At 67.3% G+C, this 25167-nt stretch carries 21 protein-coding genes; 6 read left to right on the forward strand and 15 right to left on the reverse strand.

Annotated elements, in window-relative coordinates; genetic code table 11:
• Positions 1–37: 37 nt before the first annotated feature.
• The 4 genes from ACH34W_RS18145 to ACH34W_RS18160 form a co-directional block, all read right to left on the reverse strand.
• A complete protein-coding gene (locus ACH34W_RS18145; protein ID WP_395962072.1) occupies positions 38–1708 on the reverse strand; it encodes a protein kinase in 1671 nt (556 codons plus the stop codon).
• 200 nt (positions 1709–1908) lie between these two features.
• Complete coding sequence (locus ACH34W_RS18150; protein WP_395962073.1) at positions 1909–2979, reverse strand: hypothetical protein; 1071 nt, start codon at positions 2977–2979, stop codon at positions 1909–1911.
• Between the two features lie 311 nt (positions 2980–3290).
• Entirely contained in the window at positions 3291–3974 is a 684-nt protein-coding gene (locus tag ACH34W_RS18155; RefSeq protein WP_395962074.1) for a DUF6461 domain-containing protein, read from the reverse strand.
• Positions 3941–5545, reverse strand: a complete 1605-nt coding sequence (locus ACH34W_RS18160; protein WP_395962075.1) for a plasmid pRiA4b ORF-3 family protein — start codon at positions 5543–5545, stop codon at positions 3941–3943. Before ACH34W_RS18160 ends, ACH34W_RS18155 begins: the two co-directional genes overlap by 34 nt.
• A 174-nt stretch (positions 5546–5719) precedes the next feature.
• On the opposite strand from ACH34W_RS18160, the gene ACH34W_RS18165 reads away from it, so the two are divergent.
• The 4 genes from ACH34W_RS18165 (at position 5720) to ACH34W_RS18180 (ending at position 10139) form a co-directional block, all read left to right on the forward strand.
• Entirely contained in the window at positions 5720–6724 is a 1005-nt protein-coding gene (locus ACH34W_RS18165) for a hypothetical protein (RefSeq protein ID WP_395962076.1), read from the forward strand.
• A 471-nt stretch (positions 6725–7195) separates the two neighbouring features.
• Positions 7196–7567, forward strand: coding sequence for a type II toxin-antitoxin system RelE/ParE family toxin (locus ACH34W_RS18170; protein ID WP_395962077.1), 372 nt, complete (start codon positions 7196–7198; stop codon positions 7565–7567).
• A complete protein-coding gene (locus tag ACH34W_RS18175) occupies positions 7564–7893 on the forward strand; it encodes a helix-turn-helix domain-containing protein (protein ID WP_395962078.1) in 330 nt (109 codons plus the stop codon). Before ACH34W_RS18170 ends, ACH34W_RS18175 begins: the two co-directional genes overlap by 4 nt.
• Before the next feature lie 572 nt (positions 7894–8465).
• Positions 8466–10139 carry a restriction endonuclease gene (locus tag ACH34W_RS18180; protein ID WP_395962079.1) on the forward strand — a complete coding sequence of 558 codons (1674 nt, stop codon included), beginning with the start codon at positions 8466–8468 and terminating at the stop codon, positions 10137–10139.
• A gap of 480 nt (positions 10140–10619) precedes the next feature.
• Here ACH34W_RS18180 and ACH34W_RS18185 read toward each other — a convergent pair whose 3' ends face one another.
• Positions 10620–10808 carry a DUF397 domain-containing protein gene (locus ACH34W_RS18185; RefSeq protein ID WP_395962080.1) on the reverse strand — a complete coding sequence of 63 codons (189 nt, stop codon included), beginning with the start codon at positions 10806–10808 and terminating at the stop codon, positions 10620–10622.
• Positions 10799–11596, reverse strand: a complete 798-nt coding sequence (locus ACH34W_RS18190; protein ID WP_395962081.1) for a helix-turn-helix domain-containing protein — start codon at positions 11594–11596, stop codon at positions 10799–10801. Before ACH34W_RS18190 ends, ACH34W_RS18185 begins: the two co-directional genes overlap by 10 nt.
• Positions 11597–11733: 137 nt before the next feature.
• Between ACH34W_RS18190 and ACH34W_RS18195 the strand changes: the two genes are divergently transcribed.
• A complete protein-coding gene (locus ACH34W_RS18195) occupies positions 11734–12126 on the forward strand; it encodes an ATP-binding protein (RefSeq protein WP_395962082.1) in 393 nt (130 codons plus the stop codon).
• A gap of 57 nt (positions 12127–12183) precedes the next feature.
• On the opposite strand, the gene ACH34W_RS18200 is transcribed toward ACH34W_RS18195, so the two are convergent.
• The 5 genes from ACH34W_RS18200 to ACH34W_RS18220 all read right to left on the reverse strand — a co-directional run bounded on the left by ACH34W_RS18200 (position 12184) and on the right by ACH34W_RS18220 (position 16362).
• Positions 12184–12324: a hypothetical protein gene (locus tag ACH34W_RS18200; protein WP_395962083.1), complete on the reverse strand. Its 141-nt coding sequence runs from the start codon at positions 12322–12324 to the stop codon at positions 12184–12186.
• Between the two features lie 112 nt (positions 12325–12436).
• Positions 12437–13051, reverse strand: coding sequence for a GTP-binding protein (locus tag ACH34W_RS18205; RefSeq protein WP_395962084.1), 615 nt, complete (start codon positions 13049–13051; stop codon positions 12437–12439).
• On the reverse strand, positions 13026–13448 hold the full coding sequence (locus tag ACH34W_RS18210) for a DUF742 domain-containing protein (protein WP_395962085.1): 423 nt from the start codon (positions 13446–13448) through the stop codon (positions 13026–13028). The genes ACH34W_RS18205 and ACH34W_RS18210 overlap by 26 nt, the downstream gene beginning before the upstream one ends.
• Before the next feature lie 36 nt (positions 13449–13484).
• Complete coding sequence (locus ACH34W_RS18215) at positions 13485–13952, reverse strand: roadblock/LC7 domain-containing protein (RefSeq protein WP_395962238.1); 468 nt, start codon at positions 13950–13952, stop codon at positions 13485–13487.
• Entirely contained in the window at positions 13939–16362 is a 2424-nt protein-coding gene (locus ACH34W_RS18220; protein WP_395962086.1) for an ATP-binding protein, read from the reverse strand. Before ACH34W_RS18220 ends, ACH34W_RS18215 begins: the two co-directional genes overlap by 14 nt.
• A gap of 317 nt (positions 16363–16679) precedes the next feature.
• Here ACH34W_RS18220 and ACH34W_RS18225 point away from each other — a divergent pair, with 317 nt between their 5' ends.
• Positions 16680–17837, forward strand: coding sequence for a substrate-binding domain-containing protein (locus ACH34W_RS18225; protein WP_395962087.1), 1158 nt, complete (start codon positions 16680–16682; stop codon positions 17835–17837).
• 54 nt (positions 17838–17891) lie between these two features.
• On the opposite strand, the gene ACH34W_RS18230 is transcribed toward ACH34W_RS18225, so the two are convergent.
• The 4 genes from ACH34W_RS18230 to ACH34W_RS18245 form a co-directional block, all read right to left on the reverse strand.
• The gene (locus ACH34W_RS18230; RefSeq protein ID WP_395962088.1) at positions 17892–22889 is read right to left on the reverse strand and encodes a family 43 glycosylhydrolase; all 4998 of its coding nucleotides are present in this window, start codon (positions 22887–22889) and stop codon (positions 17892–17894) included.
• Between the two features lie 157 nt (positions 22890–23046).
• Complete coding sequence (locus tag ACH34W_RS18235) at positions 23047–23478, reverse strand: SMI1/KNR4 family protein (RefSeq protein ID WP_395962089.1); 432 nt, start codon at positions 23476–23478, stop codon at positions 23047–23049.
• 52 nt (positions 23479–23530) lie between these two features.
• Complete coding sequence (locus ACH34W_RS18240; RefSeq protein ID WP_395962090.1) at positions 23531–24718, reverse strand: aromatic ring-hydroxylating dioxygenase subunit alpha; 1188 nt, start codon at positions 24716–24718, stop codon at positions 23531–23533.
• Positions 24718–25101, reverse strand: coding sequence for a putative quinol monooxygenase (locus ACH34W_RS18245; protein WP_395962091.1), 384 nt, complete (start codon positions 25099–25101; stop codon positions 24718–24720). The genes ACH34W_RS18240 and ACH34W_RS18245 overlap by 1 nt, the downstream gene beginning before the upstream one ends.
• Positions 25102–25167 lie beyond the last annotated feature (66 nt).

The raw sequence follows: 25167 nt of genomic DNA on the forward strand, positions 1-25167 counted from the left end.
CGACCTGAGGGCGCCGCTCGACCGTGTCGGCCCAGGCTCAGTTGCAGACTTTGAACGTGAGGGTCTTCTCGTCGCGACTGGGACTGCGCAAGACAACCCTGAATTTATGGACGCCCGGATCGCTGTGGGAACGGGAAACGGAGGTGGAGTAACTGGGCTGGGCAACTTCACTGGACGGATCGGGCTTAAGGGCGTAGCTGTCGTCGTAGAAGCTGAACACTACCTTCGCCGAACTGGCGCTCGTCTTGATGACGAGGTGACTCCTGATAAAAGCGACTCGGCCGTAGGATTGAGCGTACCGGTAGTAGCAATCGCCCCGTTTTCCCTCCGAATCCAGTGTGAAGCTTGCGATATACGCTTTCGCTCCACTCGGGGGGTTCGGCTTTGTATCGCCACCGCCTCCACCGCCGGGCTTTGATCCGGGACCGTCATCAGGGGAGGCGCCAGGGCTGGGGCTTTGGCTGTTGCCTGAGCCTGGCTTGTTGCCAGGTTGGCTTTTACCTGAGCCCGGTTTGTTGCTAGCCGTACCCGGTGAAGGCGACCCCCCTGTGGCCGGGTTTCCCGGCGAGGTGAGGGAGCCGGGCTGTCCCGGGGCTCCCTTGGAGGTTCCAACCGTTCTGCCGGTGTTTGAGTCTCCGGAGTCGGCCTCGCCGGCCAGCTGCGTCCAAACGAGCACCACTGCCACGGCGGCGGCCAACAGGGTGCCCGCTGTCCCAAGTCCCAGAATGAGGGCGGGGCGCCGTCGGGGTGGTCCCTGCCGGGCAGGAGTGTGCGGCTTGCCCGACCCGGGACCGACTACAGGGATGGGCGGTTGCGGTGTGGCGGCGACCGGGGGTGGTGCTGCCACCGGCATCTGCGGGGCGCGGGCGGGCGCTTGGAAGGCTGGCGCGCCGGTCGCCGGTGCGGAGCTGGAGCCGAGCAGCCGGAGCAGCACGGCTTCCATGGTGGGCCGCTCGCCGGGCTCTTTCGCCAGGCACGCGGCGACCGTCGACCGGAGCGGCTCATGGAGAGCGCTGAGATCGGGGTCGGTCGACAGGACGCGCCTCATGATGGCCGGGAGAGTGTCGGCGCCGAAGGCGGGCTCTCCGGTCGCGGCGAACACCATGACCACGCCCCAAGCGAATACGTCGGCGGCGGGGCCGACATATTTCCCGTCGAACTGCTCGGGGGCCATGTAGGCCGGGGTGCCGATGATGCTGCTGGTCAGGGTCGACGGTGCCTCGCTGGCGCGGGCGATGCCGAAGTCGATGACCCGTGGGCCGTCGGGGGCCAGCAGGACGTTCGACGGCTTGAAGTCGCGGTGCACGATGCCTGCTTGGTGGATCGCGGCCAGCGCCGTGGCGGTGGCGACAGCGAGCCGCTGGAGCGTCGCCCTGTCCTGGCGCGGGCCTGCCTCCTGCAGTGAGGGTCCTTCGATGTACTCGGTGACGATGTACGGCCGGGATCCCTCAACGACGGAGGCGTCGAGGACCTGAGCGATGCAGAACGGGTCCACCCGGCGGGCGGCGTCGATCTCCTTCATGAACCGCTCACGGACCCGAGGGTCGGCGGCCAGTTCCTCGCGGAGGAGCTTCACCGCGACGGTCGTCCCCTCCGCGGTCGTTCCGAGGTAGACCACTCCCTGCCCGCCCATGCCAAGCCTGCCGGTCAGCCGATAAGGGCCCACGACGGCCGGGTCGTCGGCGCGCAGCGGTGTGGTTTCTGGCATGGAGTGACTCCTGGCGGCACGGAGCAAGATCGCAAGAGGGGAGCTTGGGCACCTTATTACACATTTGGTGTGCTCCCGGCGGGTTTCGAGATCGCGACCTGCAGTCCGCCCAAGGAAGCGGTTCTCGGCGCCGAGCGGGCTCCGCCGCGCCGTGCACATCCGGCTGGACGAGCACGACGCGGCGGAGGTCGCCGGAGGAGTCAGGGGAGGAGAGCGTGCTTAGGGCAGGTGCCGGGCAGGCGCGGGCCGGTGAAGCACGAGGGGCTCTGGCCACGTGCCGCTGCGCGTGCCGAACGTGGGGGAAGGCCGCCGAGGTCGACGACTGTGCCGTCCGTGTTCCAGCGGACGGCGTGTGGGACGCCGTTGATGGTCACATCGCCGACGATGACGCCCGCGCTGTTGATGCCGACCGCGTTGCTGTGCGTGCTGCCGAGCAGCAGGGGAAGCGCGGTGATCGTGCCGTTCGCGTCCCAGCGCACCGCCTTCCCGGTGCCGTCGGCGGCCGTGGACGTGCCCACCGCCACCCCGCCGCTGTTGATCCTGTAGGGCGAGGCGGCAACGTGTCCCGGCAAGGTGCCGAGCATCGTGGGTGCCCCGTTGGGCGACCACCGCACGGCCTGCGTTTGACCGGAGATCGTCACAGTGCCGACCACGGTGCCGGACCCGTTGATGTCGCCTCCCCACGAGGCCTCTTCTCCAGGAACGGCGCCGAGTCGCGTGACGGTCCCATCGGGAGCCCAGCGCACCGCTCGCCCGCGGGTGCCGGCGCCATCGTCGCTCCATCCGGTCATGTAGCCGTCATCGTTGATGCCCCACCCGCCGCCGCTGTCACCACCCGGCAGGAGCGGCAGAACGGTCCGTTGCCCGTTCAGGCTCCAGCGAAGCGCCTCGCCGTCGTGCCACGTCCAGCCGACCGCGTCACCGGAGGCGTTGACGTCGCTGGCGCTGGAGAGGTCGTAGGAGCCGGGCTCAAGATCGGTTAGCTGGCCGCTCGCGCTCCAGCGCACGGCGTGGAAATTCACGGTGTGCTCGACGTCAGAGTCCCCGACGACGACACCCGACTCGTTGACCTCGTTGGCATAGGCGCCGGCGGGTTCGTACAGGCCGTTGAGGACGGTGATGCGCCCATCGGTCTCCCATCGCACCGCCCGCTCGGACGACGACCCGACGGCGACCCCGCCGTTGTTGATCGCCGACGCCCACGTACGGCCGATCGGCGCCTGTGGATTGGCGTGCGCAACGGCCGTACCGCAGAACATCGCGGCAGCCATCAGGGAAGCGGTAGCCACCGCCCTTCGTCTGTGGGTCGTACCTCGTTCGAACCCCATGCGTGGCCTCCCAAGATCCGTGGCGCCACGGTCCTTGCGCCACCTCAGAAAAGGGACATCGGCCCCGCACCGTAATGGAGTTCACCCCAGCGCATTGCAGCCTGTGCGCAACAGTGCTCGCAGACTAAAGACGTGTGCGCTCGTCCGTAACTTTAGGCACAGGCCGAAGCAGCTGTGGGGCCGGCCATGAGTGACCCGGAACGCGTCGGCCACAAGCACCTGCGCCTCCCTGATCCGAACCCGCATCCGCGGATTCAGGCGCCACTGCCCTGTCGATCATCGACCGATGGCGCATATGGGCCGATGAATCCGACGAGCATGGGCTCGTCGAAGGTGTCCGGGGTGAGCACCACGCCGGTGATCTCGGCGGCCAGGGCCAACGCCCACGCGATCGAGCTGGTGTGGATGTGCTGCCCTGCCGCAGCGTCCAAAGACAACTCGACCTCGTTCATGAACTCGTTGAGGCGATCAGGGTCACTGCCCCAGCGAAAGTCCGGCCGGTGCGGCGTGAAGCCAGTGACGATCTGGCCGTCGACCGCGTAGATGAAACCATGCTCGGCATAGTCGTGCCGCCCGACGGCCACCACCTCGCACTGCTGAGAAAGCCTGGCCAGAGGCTTGCTCAGGACGGCCCGCCACCCGTGCAGTTCGAGAGCCACGCTCCAGTCGCCAGCCTGGAGGACCCCGATGTGCCCGCCGCCGAATTCAGCGCCGGTGTCTTCGATGAACTCTCCGGCTGCTTCGTTGAGTTCACCGAAGGTCATCAATCGCCCGGAGGATTCCTCAGCTCCGAACCGGCGCAACACTTCGCCGGGACCGAGCCGATGGAAGAACGAGACGCAGAAGATCTGGCCCAGCCGGTTCCCGCTTGCTTCCAGCCACCGGAACGGAGCGAGGTAATCGGTCACCGCATCTCCTTTACCGGGGCCGTGGGACAAGCGTTCATGGCGAGTTTGCTGAGGCGCCGGTTGAGGTCTTCGCGATCGAAGGGGGCCGGTTCTTCGGGATCGTCGGGATTCCAGTCTTCGATGGGGGCGTCGCCGCGGCCGGTGACACAGAACGGGTAGGCCACGGTGTCGGAGACGGCAAGGCTCTTCTCCAGGATGATCTCGTGGTCCCAGCAATCGCCGAGGTCGTATCGGTAGGCGATCTTTGAGCCCAGGTGAGGGAGCGCCCGGGCCAGACGGATACGGCCTTGGTCGCTGCATTCCTCGAGGTCGAAGAGTGGGTCGGAATATTGGGTGCTGCCGACGGTGAAGATGTGCAGATGCTCCTCACCCCAGTCCATAACGATCTTGATGATGTGGTTCAGGTCGGCAAGGGTGGCGTGATCGGGAACCTGGACGCGACGCCAGACCGGCGGCCGTACGCGGCTGAGGGAGATCTTGAGCTGCTGGATATGGGGCTGTCCGCCGCCACCGGCCACGTAGGCGCTCAAGGCCTGGGCTAGCTCGGTGGCTCCGGGGTGACCGCTGGCCTCGGCGGCCTCGAGGCCGCCAGCCGCGTGGACGGTGTGCCCGGCGTCGTACGGGTCGTCGTCCTCGATCGCTGCCAGCGCGTATTCGGTGGCCAACCACCGCTGGTCGGTTTCGTTAGGGCCTGGGCTTTGATCCCAGTCGGCCAGTACGGCTCGGGCGTGGGCGGCCAAGGAGGGGTGATGGAGGGCTTGGTGCCAGGCCGGTAGGGCCTGGTCTCCGAGCTGCGTGAGGAGGTTCACCGCGGTGATTCGTTCTCGCGGTGTGGCATCGGCAGCGGCCGCGAGCAACGCTTCTGCGGCCTCATCGGCTCGGCGTCCCCGCAGCCATGTCCAGCCCTGCGTCCAGATCTCCTCATCGGGTAGGTCCGTCAGGCGCGTCAGGAGCTGGCGTGGGGAGAGGTCAGGGAGAATCGGTTCTGGGATCCGGTTGCGCAATTGGTCGAGTCCCCAGCGGCCGAGGTCAGTGATCGTCTGCCTTTGATCGATGGCGCCGAACTCCTGGAGCAGACCGACGGCGGCTTCCACGGGCATCAGCCCGCGCTGGAACGCCTGGAATACCGCGAGGGTGTCTCCGTCGGCCTCCAGCAGTTGGTGAACGGTGTCCTCCAGAACATCGGCCGTTGGTGGCGCGCCGGTGGCCAGGACGGTCAGCACGTGGCGGCACGCGATCGCCGCGCCATGCTGGTGGCGCTCGTCTGATTCGGCGCGGCAAACCGCATCCAGGCCCGCGAGCCAGAGCTTAGGTGTCGCAACGGGCGGGTTCGGTGCGGCCGCCGCCCTTCCCTGACTGACCGTGAGAAATCCCGCCGCCTGCGCGACGATCCACGGCCGGTGAAGCGCGGCTACGTCCGCGGCGGAACGGAACTGGCCGGGCAGTGAGATACCGAGCGTTTGGGCCACGTCATGCACATCAGCGCGCCGAAGCACACCCGACGCCGTGACCGCACGGCCCCGGCCGACCCAATCAGCGAGGGCCTTGGCGCGGGACATGACCTGGCAACCGGACACCAACGCGTTGAGGTCGGGTGACATCTCGCTGATCCTAGAGCCCGAGTGGGCGGCCCACATCGAAGACGCCCCACGCAGGTCGAGGGGCCATCGGTCGCTCCTGAGAGCAAGCCGTGCCGGCCTCCTGCCCACCCGTGATCTCCGTGTCCACACTTGGAGTGTCACGAGGCCATAAGCGAGGTTGAGCACACTGGAGTGATGAGGATGGAGCGGGACGAACGCCGGGCCGAGCGGGCTGCCCGGTCCGTTGAGGCGCCACCAGAGACGAGCCTGATCCCGCCGGACTCGCCGCTCCTTGCTTGGGGTGTCTTCGCTGGAGACGAGGAGGCCGCCGCCTACCGTTCGTGTGCGGCGGCGATCACCGCTGGAGATCTACGGGTGGGGGAACGCGGCTTGGAGAAGGCCCGCGCACGGGTGGTGGAAGAACATTTGGTTTCGCCGAGACCGGGAGGGACCTGGCTGGAGCGGGTCCAGGCCGAACGGCTGGACACCTGGACTCAGCCCCGCAACCAGCGCAAGGCCTTGCTGTGCAGGGCCGCCGTCGGACAGTTGCGGGAGCCCATTGCACTGGCGCCGGATGCGTTCCCGCTGCTGCGCTGGTTGCTGGACAAGGCCGTCGACGGACTGCCACTCACCGACCGGCATTACATCAGCCCGCGGTTGGTGACCGAGGCGGTAGAACTGTTCGGCTGGCGTGCCGACCTGGTGGGCACGTTGACCCGCGAGTTCGATGTGTTCCCGTTGCAGAGCATCCGCGAGCTTGCCACGCGGGAGATGAAGGCAGTCCGGCGGAGTGGGAAGCGGCTCGTGCTGACGCCGTCGGGGCGCCGCATGCGTGAAGATCAGGCGTTGCTGTGGCAAACAGCGGTCGCTTCGATCATCGGCCAGGGACACCTCTTCACCGTTACGGCCAGAGAGATCATGCTGGCCCTGCTCATCGTCAACGGGCCCACCCCGGCCGAGAAACTCCAGCATCAAGTGATCGAGATCATGGACGGGGAATGGGGTGCGCCTGGCGGGATCGCCGGATCCGTCCGAGACGAGTATTACGCGTTGCGGCACCGGCTCTGGGCCCTGGATTGTCATCGCCCCGCCAGACCGTTCGACGCGCCGTTCGCGCTCACCTCGACGGGCATCACCGCCGTGAAGGCCGCTGTGCGCGCCTATGCAGTACGTCCACACTCCTCACTCGGCCGGGGCTGACCGGCCACCACGTGGAGTCGCTACGAGGGGCGAGCCGCGCTGGGGCAGACAGGAGGCCTGGATCTGCAGCATCGAGGGCGCGATGGATGTCGGCGGCCTCCAGACTCGCAGCTAGCGCTTCATTGCCGAAGCTGAGCCGGGCAAGACTGATCGCGTAGGAGTTGAGCGGCATGGCGAGGTCAGGGAGGGGAACGGAGTGATGCGAGGACTGAACTCTGGTCTGTGGGGCAGTCAGCTCGAAGTGCAGCCAGCCGCCCCATCGGGCGGCCACCAGCCGGGCACCGGCCCGCAGGCGGCCTGCTCGGCGGCAGATCGTCTCGCCCACCACCACCTGACCGCCATGGTGCGCTCGACGCCTACCGGCGCTTTACCGCGCCGCAAGGCCGCCCTACGCCGCGACTCCGTCCTGCTGTGGCTCGCACACCCTGAGCAAGCCACTCGACAGACATAAGGATTCGTTATACTCGTCCGGTGCGATGGGAGATCCTGCTGCTGGAGCCGGTCAACGAGTGGTTCCTAGACCTGGCCAAGAACGATCCTGAGATCGCCGACAAGGTCGAAGAAGCCCTAGATGAGCTCGCCGAACGCGGCCCCGAACTTGGGCGGCCATTGGCCGACCGGATCCACTCCAGCAAGAAGCTGCACAACCTCAAGGAACTCAGACCCCGCACGCCACCCGGTTCGGAGATCAGAATGCTGTTCGTGTTCGATCCCAGCCGCGAAGCGATCATCCTGGTCGCGGGCGACAAGACTGGGCGCTGGCAGCGCTGGTACACCGAGGCGATCCCGCTCGCAGAACATCGCTACGACGCCTACCAGGAGACCAAGAAGGAGGAGTCATGAAGGCAGTCCGATGGGAGGACACCAAGCGTAAGATCCGCGAGATCGATCCGGAGTGGGACTCTCCCGACCGCGTCGCCGAACGCCAGCGCAGCCGCGAGCAGATGCGCGCCGAGCAGCGTGGCCACCAGCTCGCCGAACTCCGCAAGCAGTGCGGCCTGACCCAGGCCGAACTCGCCAAGCTCATGGGCATCTCCCAGGCACGCGTCTCGCAGATCGAGCATGGCAAGATCACATCCATGGACCTGGTCCGCGACTACATCGTCGCGCTCGGCGGAACCCTCGACGTCGTCGCGCACGTCGGCGACTGGAGCGTCAGGGTCGCCTGAACCCAATCAGCGCACCTAGAATCCCTCTCTGGACTGGGCGTTCTTCCTGCGGGAAGGGCGCCCATCGTGCTGTTCGGGTGGCTGGACTGGAGCCCGCGACAGGCCTGCAACCGGTTGCGTCCACCGGGGTGGTGTACGAGCAAGATCGCCCGGTTGCGAGGTCGGGTGGCGTAGGTGGATCTGTTCCATCGACAGGTGCCGGGGCGTATCGGGCGGCTGGCATCGAGGCCGAGGTCATGCAGAGCACCCCAGCAGTACGGGCGGCTGTGGGTCTCCGAGCCCTGGAGCGGCCGGGGCTGCAAGGTCGAGGTTGTCGCCGATGTCAGGTTCCGCCCGCCAGCGCAGATGGACCTCGGGTCGGTGCTGAATCCCCACGACGTCGCGGCGGGTAAGACCGAGGCGCCGCTCCCCCAGGTGCATGCCAGGGACTTGAAGCGATCCATCGACCGCTTGTGGTCCGGGGGTTGAAACGAGTCATGCCTTCTTGTGAGTGCACTGAGTATCACGGGGGTCTTGTCTTCGTCAGGCACCTCGGAGACCGTAGAACGGGATGCTGGCGGGGAGCGGGTGTCATGGGTCAACGCAAGCGTAAACCGGCAGGTCTGTCCGGATTGGTCGGTGGTGCGGTTGCCGATCAGCAGAAGGCCAGAGAGCGCACTCGCCGGATCGAGATGCAGGCTGCGGCTGCGCGGGAGCGTGAGGCCGCCAAGGTCGCCGCGCAGCGGGAGCGAGAGCAGGCTGCGCGTGACCGGCAGATGGCCAAGGAGAACGAGCTGGCGGCTGGCCTCGCCGAGGCCGAGGCGATCACCCGGTCGCTGCAGGCACAGATCACTGGGATGGAGACTCTCCTTACCGGCACGCTCGACGAGGACCCTTACATTCCGTTCGAAGCGCTGAAGGAGACGCTGCAGACGCCAGGCTTCCATGCGCCTGCCCACTTGGCGGACCCGGCGCCGTCCCCAGACGAGCGTTCCTTCCTCCCGGAGCCGTTGTCAGGACTGGCATTGCTCTCCCCGGGCCGTAAGCGCGCCCACGCACAGGCTGAGCAGGAGGGGAGAGAACGATATCGGCAGGCCGTTGCCGAGTACGCCGAGGCCGAGGACGGACGCCAGGCCGAGTTGGCCCGAGCGAGGACCGCGCACGAGCAGTGGCTCCTCCGGGAACGGATTCGCGTCGAGCGCCAGCACGAGGCGGTGGACCGGTGGGCGGCCGACTACGCGGCTGGCAAGCGCAAGGCCGTCGCGGACTACTTCCTGTATGTGCTGGGCGCCCGCCGGTACCCGGCCGACTTCCCGACCGGCGTCAAGGTCGCCTACCAGCCAGTGGAGAACCGGCTGATGGTCGACCTCGACCTGCCGCTGCTTGAAGCGATGCCGGAGCAGTCGTCGTGTGAGTATCTGACGACCCGCAAGACGTTCAAGTACAAGCAGCTCAAGCAGCAAGAACGAAACGCCCTGTACCACCAGACGATCGCCCAGATGGCGCTGCGGACCGTTCGGTCGGTGTTCCTGGCCGACCGCGACCGCCGCCTGGAATCGATGGTGTGCAACGGATTCGTCGACACCATCAACACCGCCACCGGCCAACAGGTGCACTGGTGCCTGATCAGCGTTGAGGTGACCCGCGAACTATTCGACGGTCTCGACCTGTCGCGAGTCGACCCGCTGGACTGCCTGGCCTACCTGCACGCCAAAATCTCCCGAACGCCGCACCAGTACCATCCCGTCCAGCCGATCCTCGAGTACCCGTGGGACGACCTTCCGTACGCCGACGAGTTGGACGCGGCGATCGACCTGGACACCACCCAGAATCTGCTGGAACTGGACGGCTTCGAGTTCGAGCGGCTGATGGTCCAGTTGTTCCAGGAGATCCCGGCATTCACCGAGGTGAGACCCACCCGATCACGCGGCGATGGCGGCATCGACCTGGTCGCGATCAATACGACCCCGTTCGTCGGCGGCCGCGTCGCCATCCAAGCCAAACGGTACGCGCCTCACCGCAAGGTAGGCGTCGACACCGTACGCGAGATCATCGGATCGATCACCGAGCGGGAATTCAACAAGGCGATCGTCATCACCACCTCCAGCTTCACCCACCAAGCCCGCGAGGAAGCCACCCGGCTCGGCGTCGAACTGTACGACGCCGAACGCCTGCTTTGGCTGCTCCGCCAGCACCTCCACCGCGAATTCACGATCGAGAAGCAAGGTCAAGGCCGACCACCGATCAACCCGCCGCCACAGCCCTGATGACCAGTGGGCGGTTGCGTTATCAGACCGACGACGGCTCGATGGGATCAGGAGTCCTCGAAGAAGTCCTCGTCGGTCCTCCCTCGACCAGCTCTCGTTCGGTCGGAAGCAGATCGACTATGTCGTCAACTCTACGGTCTTCCCTCAAGGACGAGCCTGATCGCCGTGCCAGGAGCACGTTCCGCGGCCTGATGATGTCGACCAGGAACCGTCGGTGCCGCCACCAGGGGTGGGTAGCCGAGCCGAGATGTCGGTACCACTGGCGCCGGCGGGTTGCTGCGCATCTGCTTTGCATCTCCGCGAGCATTTGTTCCCAGGCAACGTCCTCGGGATCAGGGGACATGCACTGCTTGCCGATGAACAGCATGTAATCGGGGTCGTCGTAGGGTCCGCAGTTGACGACCTGCGGAGGTGGCGGCGTCCACGAGGTGGGCGCGGGCGCTGTGACGGTCGACTCGGCGGGGGTTGATCCAAGGAGGTTCAGCCTGCTGCGAGGGTCGGCAAGATGGCCGCACGCAGTGTTTGAGGAGTCATCAGCAACACGGGGCCGTCAGGGTTTTTGCTGTCACGCACCGCCACCAAGCCCCGCGCACCAGCGACCTCGACGCATTCGCCGCCGTTGCTCAAGCTTCGCGATGCCTTACGCCACCTGACGTCTGTCAGCTCCATCGCTCTTCGGCCACCTTTCTTATGAGGTCGCGCGACATGTCGCCCGGGAGCGACCTGTTCCGAAGACCGGCCAGGACCCGCGACAGCTCAACCAGGTCCACAGGGTCATCTGTCGTGAGCCCGCGTATAGCCGTCTCCACATAGGCTATCCGGCTCATATCGCCCATCGTAGCGATGACAAAACTGCTGCCGTTTCCTTGATGTTCGCCGCTGCCCCTCACGACCTGGACCGTCACGTTGGGGCGCTCGCTCAGTGCCAAGAGGTGTTCCAACTGCTCGCGCATTGTCTCGGGGGTGCCCACGGGTCGATAGAGCGCCTGCTCATCGACGAGGAGCGTCACGGTAGGAGACTCCCCCTTGTCGAGGATTTTCTGTCGCTCCAGTCGAGCATCGACGGACTTTTCCTTGCCAAGAACCGCCATGGCATAGGCCGGTGTCTGGGCCAGTCCCGCTATCACGGAAAGCTGATAGAACGTCAACTCGATCGCATCGGTTTCTATCTCTGGCCAGTCGAACCAGATCGGGACCGGGTGACCGTCTTTGTTCAAGTCCTCCCACAGGTCGAGGAGGGAACCATCTGCCTCCAGAAAGTCGTCCACGATCTCCACGAACGATCGCGTGGCGCGCTTCTTGCCGTTCTCAATCTTGCTCACCTGAGGACCGCTGACCTTCGTGAGGTGAGCGATGGTCTCCTGCTTGACGCCCTTGGCGTCGCGCAGCCTGTGCATGTGGCGGCCGAAGGCGATGAGCGCCGGGGACTCTCGGGTGCGCTTGCGCCGTGGGGGCATGGCTCTGCCTCTCGGTGACATGTGCCGATTCTCACCGGCGTTCTTCCTCTGTCTGCCACATCTGCGCGGCAAGCGCATCGTAAGTCAGAAAGTGACTCAATGTGTGCTGAAGACCGCGGAACGTGAGGGAGAATCTCGTGATCGAGACGGCACACGGCGAGATCGTGATCAAACGGCGCCTGGAATCCGTGGCAGAGGTACGCAGGTTCGTGCGGCTCACGCTGGGCCGCTGGGAGATCGACGACTTTGTGCCCTGCCTGGTGGCGAGCGAACTCGTCACCAATGCCATCCAGCACGCCACCACCTGCGCCGACGATGACGTGACCATGCGTCTGAGCCTGGCCGACGACGGATCGCTGTGGCTGGAGGTGCAGGACACCAGCTGCATAGGCCCGTGCATGCGGCCGGTGGAGCTCACCAGCGAATCAGGCCGTGGCCTGTTCGTCGTGGAGCAGTTCACCCGCTGCTGGGGCACCCGTCCCCTGGCTGGCGGCGCGGGCAAGGTCGTCTTCGCCGTACTGGAGCCGTGAGTCCACGCGACGGAATGAAGGCTCCACCACTCCGGGCCACCCCCTGGTGGCGGTGACTCAGTCGTGCCGGGGGACCGTGGCCCGGAGGCGGGCTGAGCGACGAAAGTGCTCTGCGTCAGTGAGCGGCGTGTCGGTGCGGTGCATGTTGCCCAGTTCCCGCGGGTTCTCGCCGACGAACGGAAGGACCCCAGTGAGCATCTCGTACAGCATGCAGCCGAGCGCGACACCCTGGAAGGGCTCGACGTCGCCCCGGCCGCGATCACTGAGCTCGGAAGCGAGAGGTGAAGGCGACTGGCGCCGCAGGGGGGAGTCAGGTTGTTGCGGCTGCTTCGGCTCGGGATAGGGCGAGTTGGAGTACGGATAGGAGGGCGTCGCGGACTGAGCCTGTTTTGCGGGCGTCGAAGACGATGAGTGGTACGTGTTCGGCCATGTCCAGGGCCCAGCGGACCTCGTTCAGGTCGTACTCGATCTTGCCGTCGAAGGCGTTGATCGCGACCACGAACGGGATGTCCTTGTACTCGAAGTAGTCCACCGCCGCGTAGCAGTCGTCCAGGCGGCGGGTGTCCACGATCACGAGACCGCCGAGGGCGCCCTCGACCAGGTCGTCCCACATGAAGCCGAAGCGTTCCTGGCCCGGTGTCCCGAACAGGTACAGCTTCAGCGTCGGGTCGATGGTGAGGCAGCCGAAGTCCATGGCGACCGTGGTCGTGGTCTTGGCAGGGGTGTGGGTGAGATCGTCCACGCCCGCCGCGACCTCGGTGATCGCGGCCTCCGTGGTGAGCGGTCGTATCTCGGAGATCGCGCCCACCGCCGTGGTCTTGCCGACCCCGAAGCCGCCGGCGATGACCAGCTTGACCGGGAGCGGCGGCCGTTCGGTGGCTGTCGCGGAGTGTGCCCTGTCAGTCGGGGACGGCACGGAGACCATCGATGATCCTTCGCAGTACAGAGACGTCGTGGGTTGCCCTGAGGTTCGGCACGTAGATGGCCAGGTATTCGGCGGCGCGCAGGTCCTCGGCCAGCACGCGGACCACGTTGAGGTGCAGTCGCAGCCCGGCGGCGAGCTCCGCCACCGACAGCGGCGACCGGCAGGCGGCGACGATGTCGTGGTGTTCGAAGGTGAGCGAGTTGAGGGCCGAGAGCCCTGCCGGGGTCGACACGATCTGGGTCTCGAGCGGGAGCGGCGGCGTAGTGCCGCCTCCCGACACCCGGCCCGCGGTCAGCAGGAACGGCCTGATCGCAGGGGCGCGGCCGACCGGCTCTGGCGAACCCCAGGTGTCCCCTGCTGCTTCGTGTGATGCCGGTTCTGGTCCACCGTCGGCCATCACGATCCCTCCTCCGTGCCTGTACCCGTGGGCGGATCAGCCGGCCGGCGTGGCGCCGACGCTGTTCTTCAGCTCCAGCACCAGTTGGGGGGTGAGCGCAGCTCCGGCGCGGTTGCCGAAGAGGGCCATCTCGTAGGCGATGTTGCCCAGCTTCGCCTCCTTCGATGCCACCACGCCGAGGACGGCGCCGTTGCCGATGGCCGACACCAGTACATGGCCGCCCTCCAGGTCAATGATGACCTTGTTGAGGCTGCCCAGGCCGTAGTTGCCGGAGGCGCCTGAGGCGAGACTGATGATGCCGGACACGATCGCGGCGAGCCGATCGGAATCGGCCTGGTCACGCAGCTGGGAGACCGCGATCAGTAGCCCGTCGGACGAAACCGCGATGGCGTCGACGACACCTGCGGTCTCGGTGGCGAACTGCTTGAGCAGCCAGGTGAAGTCGGTTGCGGCGGCTCGCAGGTCGCGTTCCGCCCACTCGGGCCTGCCTTCACCGGTCGACATGGTCACTGCCCGACTCCTTCCTTGGGTCCTGGTGTGGTGATGGTGCCGGTTCCGTCTGAGGAAGGGAGCTGTCCTGTTCTGCCTGGCGTACGGCGGCCTCGAACTCCTCGAGTTCCGAACGGACCGCATCGGCGTCGACGGGCTGCCGCACGTCCGCGATCCCCCCGTCGGCCGGTGGTGTGGTCATGGCGAGAGTCGCACCCCGTACCCTCCGCCGCAGTGGCCGGGGACTCTCCTGTGCGGGGGTGTGCTCTGCGTCGGTGTGGGCCCGGACGCGCCTGGGGAGGCCGCCTTCCGTCGACGGGTGTTCTGTGGCGGGGGCCGGTACGGCCAGGAGGGCGGGCTCGGCCGCCGCCGTGCGCTCGGGTCTCGACGAGAGCGGCGTGACGGTCCCGGTCGGGCCCGGCGTGGGGTCCGCGGGGTTCATGGTCAGCAGCAGTGCGGAGGGGATCCAGACGGTGCTGGTGACACCGCCTCCCGGTGTACGGCTCAGGGCGACCTGGATGCCCCAGCGCCGGGCGAGGGTGCCGATCACGAAGAGGCCGAGCACCCTGGTCGGTACGAGGTCGAGCCGTTCCCGGCGGATCAGCCGGGAGTTCTCCTCGGCGAGGCGTTCCCCGCTCATGCCGAGGCCGTGATCGATGACCTCGATCAGCGCGCCGCCGTCCGAGGTGACATCGGTGCCGGGCCGGACGACCACCTCGACGGGCGCGTGGGACGGGGAGAACGTGACGGCGTTGTCCAGCAGCTCGGCGAGCATCAGCGTCAGGTCGCCGATGATGTCGGGCGCGATCGTGACCTCTGTCTCGGACCGCAGGGACACCCGCTGGTATCCCTCGATCTGCCCGAGGGCCGTCCGGATGACGTTGGCCATGGTGGTCGGCTCGGCCTCGACGCCGGTCTCGCGGATTCCGGCGAGCAACATCAGGCTGTCGGCGTTGCGCTGGAGGCGTACGGAGATGTGGTCGATGCGGTAGAGCTGCTCAAGGACGTCAGGGTCGGTCTCCTCGCGTTCGATCGCGTCGATCAGGAGGAGCTGACGTGAGGTCAGGTTGCTGACTCTGCGCCCGACGTTGCCGAACATCTCGGCGACGTTCCGGCGGCTCAGCACCTGCCGTTCCAGCAGCTGGGCGGCGGTGACCTGCACCTGGTTGAACGCCTCGGCCAGCTTGCCGATCTCGTCGCGGACCGGGACCGGGATCGCCCGCGGGCGCAGCGGCGAGCTGTCGGCCGACTCGTCGTCCGAGATCCGGGCGAGTTCCTCGCCCGCCACGTCGACCACCTGCTGGGCGGTGTCGGTCAGGGTGGCCAGGGGGCGCACGACCGAGCGCCGGACCAGGATGCAGAAGGTCAGCCAAGCGGCGAAGCCGAGCAGGGCCAGGCCGAGCATGACCGCTGCCTTCTGCAGAGCGTTCTGGGAGAGGGTGTCGGCCTCGGCGGCGATGTCTCCGATCAGCGACCGCGTGATGCGGAGGCGTGATTGGCCCATCTGCGTTCCGGCGGCGAGCGACTTGGCCAGCTGCTGCGGCGTCTGGCCCTGCAGAGAGCTCGGATCGATCTGGAGCTCCGCGAACTGCGACTCGATGCCGTTCTGCTCGGAAGCGCGCTCGATCCCGTCCATCCTCAGGACCTGCTCCGGGGTGGCGATCCTGCCGAACCGGTCCGCCTGGTGGTCGTAGAGCTTGTGGGCGCCGACCGCGCGGGTGAACTCGGTGATGGCGTTGGCGTCACGCGTCTGGGCGGAGAACACGCCGCTCTCGAAGGCCGCGTGGGCGGCGTCGGCGCGCAGCACCGAGTCGAGCAGATCGATGACCGAGGATGACGAGCTGTCGGAGAAGCGGCCGAGCCCGATGCCGTCGATCAGGTAGTCGACCGCGGCGGCGTACGCGGGGTCGATGTTGGGGGCGGGGACGTAGCCCCGTTCGAGCTTCTCGCGCAGGACGGAGAGGCCGCCGATGTAGGCGAGCGCCTGTGCCTCGTCCCCGCCCAGGCTCGACCCGAACGCGGAACGCACGGCGGCGACCTGCGCGTCGGTGTCCCGCTGCACCCGGCGGTAGGCGGCGGTCGACGGCGGGGCGATCCCTGGGCGGGCCGACTCGTACTGCACGGACAGCAGGAGCGCCTGCCGGTGCTCGGCCTGCACGTGGTTGATGAGCTTCGCGACCTGCTCGCTGTCACGCACCAGCTCCGCGATCCGGCTGGCGGCCCGGGCCTGCTCCACCTGGCTGCTGACACCGATGCCGAGAAGCACGCCGACGACCGCGATGGGAACGACCACCAGGACGTTGAGTTTCCGCCGGAACGGCCATCGGTCGAGCACGGCGCCCATGCGACGGCGGAACCGCGGCGCCGGGCGTTCAGGTGCGGGCGGGTCGGGTGTGAGCTGCGGCTCCACTGTGTTCGCAGACACCCGGGCCTCCTTCGATGTGCTCTCGAGCGGCAACTGCGCCCCAGTGCGAACGAACGGGGACGAACGGGATCGTGCGCCACGTGTCCGGAACGGGGGTGCAGGGTGCGTAGATTACCGTTTGCACCATCCGTCACGTGGCTGTTCACGTGTTATGTCCCATCAAGAGTTGATTACGAATCGTTCGTGGATTATCTACAGACTGCAGTGTTTCGTCTGTTAGAACTCTCTCCAGGCCTAACCTCATCTCGTCCCCCGAACGCTCTCTCCCGACCACGCACCCCGACCACGCACCCCCTCGTGCCCGCTAGGAGCCCGATATGCAACCTGCCGGCAGGGCAGCCCTGAAATCCGCCGCGCTCCTGGTCGTGGCCATCACCGCCGTCGCCGGCTGCGAGGGCTCGGCCACCACCGCGTCCCCCACCACCGGGTCCCCCACCGGATCCTCCGAACCCGGCTGCCCCGCCGTTCTCGCCACCGCCAAGCAGGCGGTCGAGAAGGCCGAAGACGTCAACGCTCGCTGGACCGGCCCCACCACCGGCCCCCAGGCCGCCCCCAGAAAGTCCATCGTCTACGTCGCCCAGACCATGACCAATCCAGGCGTCGCCGGCGTCGCCAAGGGCGTCCAGGAAGCCGCCAAGGTGATCGGCTGGGACCTGCGCACGATCGACGGCCGCGGCACCCCCGGCGGCATCCGGGCCGCGTTCAGCCAGGCCATCGCCCTCAAACCGGCCGGCATCGTCATCGGCGGCTTCGACCCCACGTCGGCCCCCCAGCAGGTCCAGCGGGCCAACGCCGCAGGCATCCCGTTGATCGGCTGGCACGCCGTCGCCACCCCCGGCCCCAGCAAGGACCCGAAGCTCTTCAGCAACATCACCACCAGGGTCGAGGACGTCGCCAAGATCAGCGCAGACTGGATCATCGCCCGGTCGAACGGCCACGCGGGCGTCGTCCTGTTCACCGACGCCTCGATCCCGTTCGCGAAGAAGAAGTCGGATCTGATCAGGAGGGAGCTCGCCACCTGCTCCGACGTCAAGGTGCTGAACTACGAGAGCATCCCCATCGCCGAGTCCAACACCCGGACCATCACGTCGGTCTCCTCCCTTCTCACCCGCTTCGGCGACAGGTGGACCTATTCCGCCGCCATCAACGATCTGTACTTCGACGACGCCGCCCCCGCCCTGCGCGCCGCCCGCAAACGGGGTGACGGCGCCCCGTTCAACATCGGTGCCGGTGACGGCGACCCGTCGGCCTTCCAGCGCATCAACGGCCGGCAGTTCCAGGCCGCCACGGTGCCCGAGCCCCTGTCCGAACAGGGCTGGCAGATCATCGACGAGTTCAACCGCGCCTTCGCCGGCAAGCGCGCCAGCGGATACGTCGCCCCCGTCCACGTCACCACCGCCGCCAACAGCGGCGGCGCCCTCTCGTGGGACACCGAGGGCTACCGCACGGCCTACCGCAAGATCTGGAACAAGTGAGACTGGAACAAGTGGGACTGGAACAAGTGGGACTGGAACAAGTGCGAGCCGGGCTCAGGTGGCACGGTTGATACGGACGTCGCCACCGGTCACGGCCGTGCCGGCGGGCAGGTTGTAGATGACTTCACCGGTGGCCGTGTTCCTGATCTGCATGGCGAGTGTGTCCGTCCTGCCGGTGACGACGGACAGGCGGTATGTGTAGGCGCCCGCAGTGCCCTGGAGTTCGGCGCGGCCACCGGTGACGACCAGCCAGTCGAACGTCTTGGACGACAGGTCGATCCCGGCGGCCTCGAACGTGAAGTTCATGTGGCCTTCAGGAACGGTACGGCCGTCCTTGCGGTACTTCACCAGCAGGCCGAAGCGGGCCTTCCCGATGAGCGCCGGGTTCTTCGGGTAGGCCCCGGCCGGTGAGGTGTACCAGCCGCTGCCCGACGGGTAGCCGGCCAACCGGTCGTACACGATCGTTTCTGGGGCGGTGGCACGCTGCCGCCCGGCGTCGTCGTCGGCGACGGTCACTACGGGCCGGTAGATGTCCGCCTTGGCGTAGGTGTGCTTTGCGGTGCAGACTCCGTCGGCGACCTTAGCGTCGGTGACCTTGCCGTCGGCGATCTTGCCCTCGCTGACGGTCCCGTCCCGCCAGTCGACCTCGCAGGTGTGGGTGTCGGTCGAGCCCGCGTCGGTGAACGGCGCCTTCAGCGTGGTGACGGCGCCCGCCTTGACCGGCCGCCCGCCGGTGGAGACCGAAGTGATCTGCGGAAGGGCGTTGGCGACGGTGAGCTTCACGGTGTCCGAGCTCTTGCCCACCGTCAGGGTGAGCGTGAACGTGCCGTCGTCGGCGCAGGTGACGGTCGTCGCCGGAGCATGCTCGTCGGCGAAGGAGCATGGCGCGCCGGTCGACCAGGTGGCGGTCCCGGAACCGGTGACCCGGCCCGTGAGCGCGATCTTCGCGCCCTCGGTGCCGGACAGGTCGGCGCCCGCGTGCGCGATGCCCACCGGGGCCACCGACTCCAGTGTCGGGACCACCTTCTTGATCGTTCCGTCGGCGTTGAACGTCAGGCGGTCGATGGTCGTCTCCCGGTGGGTGCCGTCGCCGCCGGGGATCGCGAAGCGGTGGTAGACGATGTACCAGTCGTCGGACCCCGGGACCCGGACCGCCGAGTTGTGGCCGGGACCTTTGATCCCGAGCGCGAGGTCCTTGCTGAGGATGACGTCCTGCCTGGTCCAGGGGCCGAGCGGCGAGGTAGAGGTGGCGTAGGCGACCTCGTAGTCCTCGCTGCGGGTGTCGTTCTGTGACCACATCCAGTAGTAGACGCCGTCGCGCTTGAAGACGAACGAGCCCTCGTTGTAGCCGGACGGCTTGTAGGTCTTCAGCTTCGTGGCGTCGAAGGAGACCATGTCGGGGTTCAGCGGCACCTGGTAGCCGTTGCCGTTGCCCCAGTACAGGTAGGACCTGCCGTCGTCGTCAGTGAAGACAGCCGGATCGATCATCTGGCCGCTGTACGTTCCGGCCGGGACGAGCGGCTTGCCGAGAGCGTCCTTGAACGGCCCCGTCGGGGAGTCGGAGACCGCGACGCCGAGGCTCTTGGGACCGCCCGCAGGCCCGCCGGAGAAGTAGAAGTAGTACTTGCCGTCCTTCTCGGCGATCCCCGGTGCCCAGGCGCTGTCGTCGGCCCAGCTCACGTCGGGTCCGAGGTCGAGGATCACGCCGTGGTCGGTCCAGTTGACCAGGTCCTTGGAGGAGTAGGCCTTGTACTGGGTGCCGCTCCAGCCCGGGAACCCGTCGGTGGTCGGATACAGGTAGAAGGTGTCGCCGAAGACCGCGATGTTGGGGTCGGCGTTGAGGCCCGGAGGCAGCGGGCTGTTCATGACGCGCGCCTCGATGGTGACCTTGCGGGTGGCGCCGTCGGATCCGGTGATGGTGTAGGTCACGGGCCGGGACAGATCCTGGACCGAGCCGGAGGCGGGACTCACCGTCGCGCCCTTGGCCAGGGTGAGGACGGGCGCGAGCCGGGCCACGTCGGTGCCCGGCTTGACCGGCAGGACGACCCGGTCGCCCCGGTCGCCGGAGCTCACGGCGGGGGCCTTCAGCTCCGGGACGCTGACGTCGGCCAGGCCCGTGGTGTTCCCGGCCAGTGTGAGGAGTTCCGACGGGGTCAACGCGCGGCTGTAGACGCGGAAGTCGTCGACTTCACCCGCGAAGTACGGGTCCGCCTCGTACAGGGACTTGCCGATGTAGCCGCCGGCGGAGGCGGTCGAGTTGTACAGGTCGGACGGCTTGACGGTGACGTTGGTCGCCTTGGCCACGGCGACGCCGTCGAGGTAGAGGGTGGCTGTCTTGGCTGTGGAGTCGATGGTGACGGCCACGTGTTTCCACTCGCCGCCGGGCAGTGCTGTGGAGGCCGCCGCGCCCGACTCGGCCTGCCAGCTGCCCGTCGTGATCGCCGTTCTGAGCACTCTGCTGCCGTTGGACGGCGTCATGAACAGGTATTTGTTGCTGTCGGAACCGAGGCCGAACAGCCACTGGTTGAGGGTGCTGGAGGATGTCCACTTCACCCACGACGCGACTGTGACGTTGTCGAGGCCGTTGAGGACGCCGCGTGGAAGGGAGACATACGGCGCGGTGGTCGAGCTGCCGGGGCCGCCCGCCATCTTGAACGAGTCGCCGTGGACGCCCTTGCCCCAGGCGGGTGTCCGGACGTAGGTGCCGTTGTTGCCGTTGCCGGTCACGTCGTACGCGGTGTTGCCGGTGCCCTCGTCGAACTCATAGCGCAGCACCATGTCGTCGGGAGTCCCCGGCTCGTACGGGTTGTAGGCCGCCAGCAGCCGGTCGTACTCGGCCTGGGTGACCGGCAGCACGGTGCCGTGGCGGGGCCGGGACGGCAGCGAGTAGTTCGTCGAGGCCGTCCACTTGCCCGAGGCCAGGTCGGTCGTCTCGAACGGGATGTAGCCGCGGCCGCCGAACTCGTCGATGAACAGGTACCACTTGTCCTCGGTGTTCGACTTGAAGATCGTCGGTCCCTCGCCCTGGTTGATCGCCCCCTTGCCGATGCAGTCGGAGACGAAGTCGTAGGAGGTGTCGAGGATGTCGGTCGACTTCTGCTCGATGATGAACTTGCTGCACGGGGTGGAGGAGCTGTTGTTCCGCTCGTCCTTGGTGAAGCGGTAGTAGACGCCGTCGTGTTTGATCATCGTGGAGTCGATGACCGAGTAGCCCGGGTCGTTCCAGACCTTCGGTTCCGAGAAGGTGCGGAAGTCGCGGGTCGTCGCGTACATCATCTTGTTGTAGGTGTTGCCGGTGTGGTTCGGGTCGTCCGCCGCATAGATCTTGGACGCCCAGTAGACGACGTACGCGCCGAGTTCCTCGCTGTAGTAGGCCTCGGGGGCCCAGGTGTTGCCGGCCGTGTCGGGCGAGACCTTCACCAGGCGCGGCTCGGACCAGTGGACCAGGTCGGCCGACTCCCACACGAGGATCGACTTGCTGCCGACGCGCTGCGAGGCGTCCCAGTCACCCCAGCCGTGGATCTTCAGGTCGGTGGCGATCTGGTAGAACTTGTCGCCCTCCGGGGAGCGGATGATGAACGGGTCGCGGGCGCCCTTCGTGCCGATGTCCGTGGTGAGGACCGGCTTGCCGTAGTTGAGTTCGCGGTAGCGGAGCGGGTCGTTGCCCTTGCTGAGCGCGTTGTAGACCTGCTCGCCGGTGGAGGTGCCCTCGCCAGTGAAGTAGCTGAACAGGTAGCCGGTCTTGGACGCCGGCACGGGCAGTTCGGGGACCTTGGCGGTGAACACCCGCGTCGCGGTGGCGGTGCCGACCGTGACCGTCGCGGTCAACTTGACGGTGGCATCACCCGCATTGGGGGCGGGCCGGTGCACGACACCGGTCGCATCGAGGACGGCGGGCTTTTCCGAGGTCCAGGTGACGGTCGCGCCGTCGGCGCCGGTCGTGGGCAGGGTGAGATTGCCGCGCACGTCGTCGATGTTGTGGACGACCAGGCCCTTGGCGGCGGCGTCCGCCTTGCCCTGATCGGTCAGAGCGGGCTCGACCGTGATGTCGAAGGTCTTGGTCGCCGTGGACGCGCCGCTGGTGAGGGACGCGGTCAAAGTGGCACGGGCGGCGGGCTCACCCGCAGCCGGACGAGTGATCTTCCCGGCGGCGGTGATGACGGAGGCGTCGCCGGTCGCCCAGGTGATCTTTGAGCCGGCGCTTCCGGTGGCGGGGAGGGTGAGGTCGGCGGTCACGGCGCTGGTGTCGCCCAGCGTCAGGGACGCGCGGTCCTGCGTGACGACGGTCTCGGTGACCGGGGTGGCGATCGTCTGGACCTCATCGGCCGCGAGCGCCCGGTTGTAGATCCGGAAGTCGCGGAGCTTGCCCTTGAAGAACCTGTCGCCGGTGTAGAGGGAGCGGCCGAGGTAGTTGGCGGTGGTGACGCCGCCGCCGATCGAGCCCGGTGTGATCGTGACGCCGGTCTTGCGGGCCACCTCGACACCGTCGAGGTAGAGCACGGCTGTGCCGTCGGCCAGGGTGAAGTCGAGGTGCTTCCAGACGCCCCGGATCAGGTTCGCGCCGCCGTTGACGGTCTGCTCGGTCGACCAGTTCCCGGTTGCCAGCGACGTCCGGTAGGCGTTGCCCGTGGTGAACAGATATCCGTCGCCGTGCCCGGTCGAAGGGGACGTGTTGCCCATTCCGTAGATGAAATAGGGCGCGGCCTGGGAGGAGTCGACGAGCACGTCGGTGGAGACAGTGACGTCGGTCAGGCCGCTCAGCACGTTGTCGGGCATCTTGACGTAGGTATCGGACCCGTTGAGTCCGAGTGCTCCGCCCCAGGCAGCCGTTCCGTTGACGCTCCCGTTCCGGCCGTTGCCGGAGGAGTCGGCGGCGACCGTTCCAGAGTTTTCGTCGAGCTTGTAATGGAGGACCAGGCCCTCAGCCACATCTTCGGCGTTGGCGTTGGCGTCGGCGTTGGCGGCGGCCGTGGCTTGGGCGGGGGCGGCGGGGAGGCCGGGCAAGGCGAACGAGGCGACAGCGCAGACGAGTGCGGCCATGCGTACACGCATGAGCTTCTCCGGTGGGGTGGGCGAATGTTAGCGCTAACATTCAGAAGCAAGTGACTGGAGTATTACCGCAGCACGACGACGGGTCAATAGGCCCAATCAGAGTGATTGCGTGAACATGCCAGTCGCCCAAGCAGGAGAAAAGCAGGAGAAGTACGCGTCACAACGGGATGCGGCCGGTGAGCCATGCCTCGATGAATTGCTCCAGCGACGGCGCGATGGGGCGGCGATTGTCGGTCCGGTGGTCCCAGACGAAGATGTCCGGCCTGCCCTCGGGCACCAGGGCGTAGGCGAACAGGCTGCCGTCTCCTGGCACGTCGGAGAAGAACAGCAGCTGGTCAAACGACATATAGAGCCGTTTCAGCGCGGGGTAGGTGCGCATCTCCAGGTTGCCTTGGAGGAGCTGCTCGGCGGAGAAGACCAGGTTGTAACCGTTGGCGTCGATCACTCCGTCGGTCTCACTGAGCAGCTTGACCAGGTCGTTCGGGAGCAGGTGTCCCAGCGTCTCCTCGGTCCGGTGCAGCGCCTGCTCCGTGGCTGGAGAGGCGAACCGGGCCTGGGAGGTGTGTTGTTCGATCAGTTCGCGCCACATTTGCGCATCATGACGAATGCGCGCCCGTGCCGTCCAGTTGCGTGCCGTCCAGTTACCGGCTCTCCATGAGGCCGTTGAGGGCGCGGTGGAAGTGCTGGACGCCGGGTTCGTTGCGGCCGAAGACGTAGTCGGTGCCGGACAGCGCCTCCATGCCACGCTGGACGCCCTCGCCCGTCAGGTAGTCCTCGTCCAGCACCACGTCGTGGAACCAGTCGCGGGCCTGGTCGGCGGACTTGATCTCCTCCTCGCTGGACGGCGGCTCGTTCAGCAGGAAGAGCTGGTGGGTGTGGGACTCGCCGACGTGGCGGCCCGGGAACACCAGGGAGACGGCCGTCTGGTGGCGCAGGCCGCCCGCGATGGCCAGGCCAGGGAAGAACCACAGAATGGGCCCGGTGCAGGTCGCCGGATCCCACTCCTCGGAGGGCCGGGACACCGCCTCGGCGATGGGCCGCAGCGCGAACACGTTGCGTTGGTGCGGGCCGTACGCGTCGAACGCGGCCATGTTCGACAGGTTCGTCTTGAAGACCGTGGTGCGGTGCAGGGAGGCGAAGTGGTAGCCCTCCAGGTAGCCGTCCACGACCACCTTCCAGTTGGGGCCCTTGATCAGCCGGGTGGAGTGGTGGTGGCGGGTCTCCAGCCGCAGCGCCTCCAGGAGCGGGAGCGCGTCGCCCAGCCAGGCGTCGAGGTCCAGGTCCAGGCCGGGGGTGAGGCAGACGAAGATGATGCCGGCCCGTTCCTCCACCGGCAGCGCGATCAGGGAACGCTCGGCGCGGTCGACCGAGCCGAAGGTCTTCTCGCCGTACACGCCGGTCAGGCATCCCCGGAGGTCGTACGACCAGGCGTGGTAGGGGCAGGTGAGGTGGCGGGCGCTGCCGGTGCCCGCACCGACGATCTCGGCGCCGCGGTGCCGGCAGGCATTGACCATGGCGTGTGCCCGGCCGTCGCCGTCCCGGGTGATCACCACGGGGATGCCGGCGGCCTCGATCGCCTTGTAGGAGTGCGGTCCGGGCAGCTCGCACGACAGCGCCAGCGGAAGCGGAATCCGCCGGTGGACCTGTTCGATCTCAGCGCGGAACAGGTCCGGATCGGCGTAGTTGCGCACCGGCTCGCGCCACTGCCCGTCGGCGAGATCGGTGGTCTTGTCCCGGTAGTGGCGGACCAGGCGCTCCATCACCCGCAGGGCGTCTTCGTGGGCGGCCCCGTCCAGTTCGGTGCCGGGGACATAGGTCGGTGTGGTCATCACGACTCCTTCGCGTGGGATTGCCGGGACGAGCTCATCGGCTCGCCGTCCACCACCCGGTAGCGGTACAGGCCGCGTCCGATCCTGGTGAGCGACGCACTGCGGGCGCGGAACGTGGCGATGTGCTCGGTCGCCAGGTGCTCGTCGAGGCTGGCGGCGCTGCGCCAGCGTTCGAACACGTGCAGGCGTCGCGGATCGCCGGGGTCGGGGGTCACCGTGTAGGCCAGGCAGCCGGGCTCGGCCAGTGTCGGCCCCGTCGCCTCGAGGAAGCACTCCAGCGCGCGATGCCGGTCCTCGGGCGCCCAGTCGATCCAGCCCGCCACGATGACCTCTTCGCCGGACTGCCGGGGTTCCGCCCGCGCGGCGGGGGTGGGGGCTTCCATCTCAGTCCGTCCTCCTGCAGGGTTCTCTGACCAGGGCGCGGCGCGCGTGCCTTCAGACCAGCAGTT

The organism is Actinomadura sp. 6N118 (assembly GCF_044326415.1).
Lineage (GTDB): Bacteria > Actinomycetota > Actinomycetes > Streptosporangiales > Streptosporangiaceae > Spirillospora.

What these genes read in the sequence shown, in the direction of transcription:
- ACH34W_RS18205 (WP_395962084.1), bottom strand. Translation starts at nt 13,051, where the DNA reads ATGGTCTCCGTGCCGTCCCCGACTGACAGGGCACACTCCGCGACAGCC.
- ACH34W_RS18190 (WP_395962081.1), bottom strand. Translation starts at nt 11,596, where the DNA reads ATGCCCCCACGGCGCAAGCGCACCCGAGAGTCCCCGGCGCTCATCGCC.
- ACH34W_RS18225 (WP_395962087.1), top strand. Translation starts at nt 16,680, where the DNA reads ATGCAACCTGCCGGCAGGGCAGCCCTGAAATCCGCCGCGCTCCTGGTC.
- ACH34W_RS18185 (WP_395962080.1), bottom strand. Translation starts at nt 10,808, where the DNA reads ATGGAGCTGACAGACGTCAGGTGGCGTAAGGCATCGCGAAGCTTGAGC.
- ACH34W_RS18240 (WP_395962090.1), bottom strand. Translation starts at nt 24,718, where the DNA reads ATGACCACACCGACCTATGTCCCCGGCACCGAACTGGACGGGGCCGCC.
- ACH34W_RS18180 (WP_395962079.1), top strand. Translation starts at nt 8,466, where the DNA reads ATGGGTCAACGCAAGCGTAAACCGGCAGGTCTGTCCGGATTGGTCGGT.
- ACH34W_RS18160 (WP_395962075.1), bottom strand. Translation starts at nt 5,545, where the DNA reads ATGTCACCCGACCTCAACGCGTTGGTGTCCGGTTGCCAGGTCATGTCC.
- ACH34W_RS18150 (WP_395962073.1), bottom strand. Translation starts at nt 2,979, where the DNA reads ATGGCTGCCGCGATGTTCTGCGGTACGGCCGTTGCGCACGCCAATCCA.
- ACH34W_RS18165 (WP_395962076.1), top strand. Translation starts at nt 5,720, where the DNA reads ATGAGGATGGAGCGGGACGAACGCCGGGCCGAGCGGGCTGCCCGGTCC.
- ACH34W_RS18200 (WP_395962083.1), bottom strand. Translation starts at nt 12,324, where the DNA reads ATGCTCACTGGGGTCCTTCCGTTCGTCGGCGAGAACCCGCGGGAACTG.
- ACH34W_RS18210 (WP_395962085.1), bottom strand. Translation starts at nt 13,448, where the DNA reads ATGGCCGACGGTGGACCAGAACCGGCATCACACGAAGCAGCAGGGGAC.
- ACH34W_RS18215 (WP_395962238.1), bottom strand. Translation starts at nt 13,952, where the DNA reads ATGTCGACCGGTGAAGGCAGGCCCGAGTGGGCGGAACGCGACCTGCGA.
- ACH34W_RS18235 (WP_395962089.1), bottom strand. Translation starts at nt 23,478, where the DNA reads ATGTGGCGCGAACTGATCGAACAACACACCTCCCAGGCCCGGTTCGCC.
- ACH34W_RS18145 (WP_395962072.1), bottom strand. Translation starts at nt 1,708, where the DNA reads ATGCCAGAAACCACACCGCTGCGCGCCGACGACCCGGCCGTCGTGGGC.
- ACH34W_RS18245 (WP_395962091.1), bottom strand. Translation starts at nt 25,101, where the DNA reads ATGGAAGCCCCCACCCCCGCCGCGCGGGCGGAACCCCGGCAGTCCGGC.
- ACH34W_RS18175 (WP_395962078.1), top strand. Translation starts at nt 7,564, where the DNA reads ATGAAGGCAGTCCGATGGGAGGACACCAAGCGTAAGATCCGCGAGATC.
- ACH34W_RS18230 (WP_395962088.1), bottom strand. Translation starts at nt 22,889, where the DNA reads ATGCGTGTACGCATGGCCGCACTCGTCTGCGCTGTCGCCTCGTTCGCC.